The sequence below is a fragment of the Ancylomarina euxina genome, assembly GCF_003863355.1.
GTDB lineage: Bacteria > Bacteroidota > Bacteroidia > Bacteroidales > Marinifilaceae > Ancylomarina > Ancylomarina euxinus.
This window is the reverse complement of the sequence record NZ_QQWG01000049.1, coordinates 1-2552: the sequence shown is the minus strand read 5'-3', so window position 1 is coordinate 2552 and position 2552 is coordinate 1. Positions and strand designations below refer to the sequence as shown.

Below are 2552 nucleotides of genomic sequence, written 5' to 3'. Positions count from 1 at the left end.
AAAGTCAAATGGGTGCAAGATAAATTAAACAACAGACCTAGAAAGCGTCTAAATTATCTTACCCCAAATGAAATGTATAATATTATTGTTAATAATAAAATAGTTGCATTAGCGGCTTGAATTCAGCATATAATACAGATATAACCGAACTACTCAAACAAGAGTTTCAAGCCCGCTGGAGCCAAAGTAAAAAATATTGGTGGATAGCTAGAAACGAATTTGATTATAAAAAGTTCAAGGCTGTTTTTTCGGTTCTGGCTGATATAGAGATGCCTGAAAAACAGGTAGAAACTAAGGCGAAAACAGAAATGAAACTGCCCAATGGGTATTTGGAAAAATTGCAACGCGTACGATACAGTGAGAGTACAATACGAACTTACACGAGTTACTTTAAGGATTTTCAAAAGAACACAAGAGTTTTCTTTCCGTCATGAGATACCGCTCTCTGCTTTAGCCCATATAGCTCTGCCATTTGATCAATACAAATTTATCGCGTGTATTTTCTTGGCGTTTTATAAATCCAAACTCGTAAACAAATAGATAAACATCACCTTTTTTATTTTTCCAATAATGTGTGAAAAACTTAGGGTCGAAGCCCTGATTTAATAGAATATCGGCCCGAACTGTGGATTTACCAGCTTTATTGTACTCTCTTAAAAGCTTGCGATTGGTTTTTAGTTGCTTATCGACTTTAGAATAAAAATCGGGAGACTTATCTTTTTTTTGCTGATACTGATATGATGATTTACAATAGACATCGCAAAACTTTTTGCCTTTTCGACCTCTAATAGTTTCTCCGCAACTAAGGCATTTTATATCTGTATCCATAATTTTATTTGTTTCACAATCTCCTCTAATATTGAATTAGTCATTAGATTTTCAATGCAATAAGGCCAAAGTGCAACGATTTCACCCTGTTACTGACATAAATATTGATGAAAATTAAAGACATATGCACCGCTTTTCTCATAAAGATATATTATTCGTATAATATACGCATATTATACCTTTAAATCAGATATTTATGTTATTTATATAATATAAATACGAAAGTAGATATTAGCAAAATGAAATGAACAACTTAATTTCACTATCATGATTAAGAAATACATTACACTTAAGCACTTATTAATCAATAATACGAAATGTATAGGCTTGCAATTTTATCCTGATAAGGTGATACAAGCACTCATCAAAACGCTTCCAAATCCGCGATGGAGCAATACCTATAATATGGTTTATATTCTCAACACAAAAGAGAACTTATCTATTATTTTCGATACGTTTAAAGGGGTTGCTTGGATCAATTGCGAACATTTTTTAGAAAAAAAAAGGAATGTAAATTCCGAAAATTCACCACTTGATATAGAATCATATCGTAGGAGAAAAACCCCAAAAACGTATAGGCGATGCCCCGAAGATTTTCTTTTAAAATTGGAATTGAGAAAATATGCCCTGAACACAGCTAGGGTATATATCAGTTGTTTTGAAGCATTTATTAACACTTATAAAGAGGTTGATTTACTTGATATTGACGAAGAAAACATTCAATCATATCTACAACTACTCATACATCAGCAAAAATCAGACTCCTACATTAATCAGAGTATCAACGCTATAAAGTTTTATTACGAAGTTGTGCTTGGTATGCCAAATCGTTTTTTCAGTATAGAAAGGCCTCGGAAAAGTCAGGCTTTACCCAAAGTCTTATCGAAAGAAGAAATTGGCTTAATGATTAAATCCACTAAGAATATTAAACACCGATGTATTATTAGCCTGCTATATTCGGCTGGACTAAGACGAGGCGAAGTGTTAAATTTAAAAATGGCTGATATAGACAGTAAACGCATGGTGATAAATGTATTAAAAGGTAAAGGACTTAAAGACCGCAACAGTTTATTAAGCCAAAGTGTTTTGGTGGATTTGCGGAAATATTTCGAGGAGTATAAACCCCAAAAATATCTTTTCGAAGGACTATCGGGGCAGCAATACTCACCAACCAGCATCGGCAAAATTGTGACTGAAGCTGCACATAAAGCTGGCATTAAAAAAAGAGTTACACCACATATGTTACGACATAGTTTTGCCACCCATTTGCTCGAAAGTGGCACCGATTTACGTTACATACAAGTGTTATTAGGACATTCGAGTACAAGCACAACCGAGATCTATACAGAGGTTGCAATTAATAACATAAAAACTATTGTTAGTCCAATAGATTCATTAAATTTGTCATAAAACTCGCAATAAAGACATAGTCTGTATATAACACACTCTCTTTAGCGAATTGTTATGTACAACTAAAATCTTTAAGGAGAGATTAAACCCTCTTTTTTTAGGCTGAGACAAAACGTAGGGGAAAGTTCCTTAAGGAGTAAAAGGACAAGAAAGGCAATGCCAGGCATTGTTCAAGTCTTATGCGGTGCTACCGTGAAAGATCGCTCTTTCAAACGACTGGTATCGTTAACTAAGACTTGGATAAGTTACTGCTTTTTAGAATCAATGTCAAGAGAAGAATGAAATTCGACATTGAAAAACAGTTGCTTACACTT

Annotated in this window: 3 protein-coding genes and 1 pseudogene; 3 read left to right on the top strand and 1 reads right to left on the bottom strand. The window is 33.7% G+C overall.

Features of this window, described 5'->3' with window-relative positions; all coding sequences use genetic code 11:
- Together DWB61_RS18040 and DWB61_RS17840 are read left to right on the top strand one after the other, a co-directional pair.
- Positions 1–120: pseudogene (locus DWB61_RS18040) on the top strand (IS30 family transposase); the annotation flags it as partial.
- Entirely contained in the window at positions 117–434 is a 318-nt protein-coding gene (locus tag DWB61_RS17840) for a hypothetical protein (RefSeq protein ID WP_197091220.1), read from the top strand. The pseudogene DWB61_RS18040 and the gene DWB61_RS17840, both read left to right, overlap by 4 nt.
- Before the next feature lie 16 nt (positions 435–450).
- Here DWB61_RS17840 and DWB61_RS17490 read toward each other — a convergent pair whose 3' ends face one another.
- Complete coding sequence (locus DWB61_RS17490) at positions 451–828, bottom strand: hypothetical protein (RefSeq protein WP_125032228.1); 378 nt, start codon at positions 826–828, stop codon at positions 451–453.
- 267 nt (positions 829–1095) lie between these two features.
- Here DWB61_RS17490 and DWB61_RS17485 point away from each other — a divergent pair, with 267 nt between their 5' ends.
- Positions 1096–2238, top strand: a complete 1143-nt coding sequence (locus tag DWB61_RS17485) for a tyrosine-type recombinase/integrase (RefSeq protein ID WP_125032227.1) — start codon at positions 1096–1098, stop codon at positions 2236–2238.
- Positions 2239–2552: the final 314 nt, after the last annotated feature.

Bases quoted from the DNA above. Each gene is read 5' to 3' on its own strand.
- DWB61_RS17485 (WP_125032227.1), top strand. From the start codon at position 1,096: ATGATTAAGAAATACATTACACTTAAGCACTTATTAATCAATAATACG.
- DWB61_RS17490 (WP_125032228.1), bottom strand. From the start codon at position 828: ATGGATACAGATATAAAATGCCTTAGTTGCGGAGAAACTATTAGAGGT.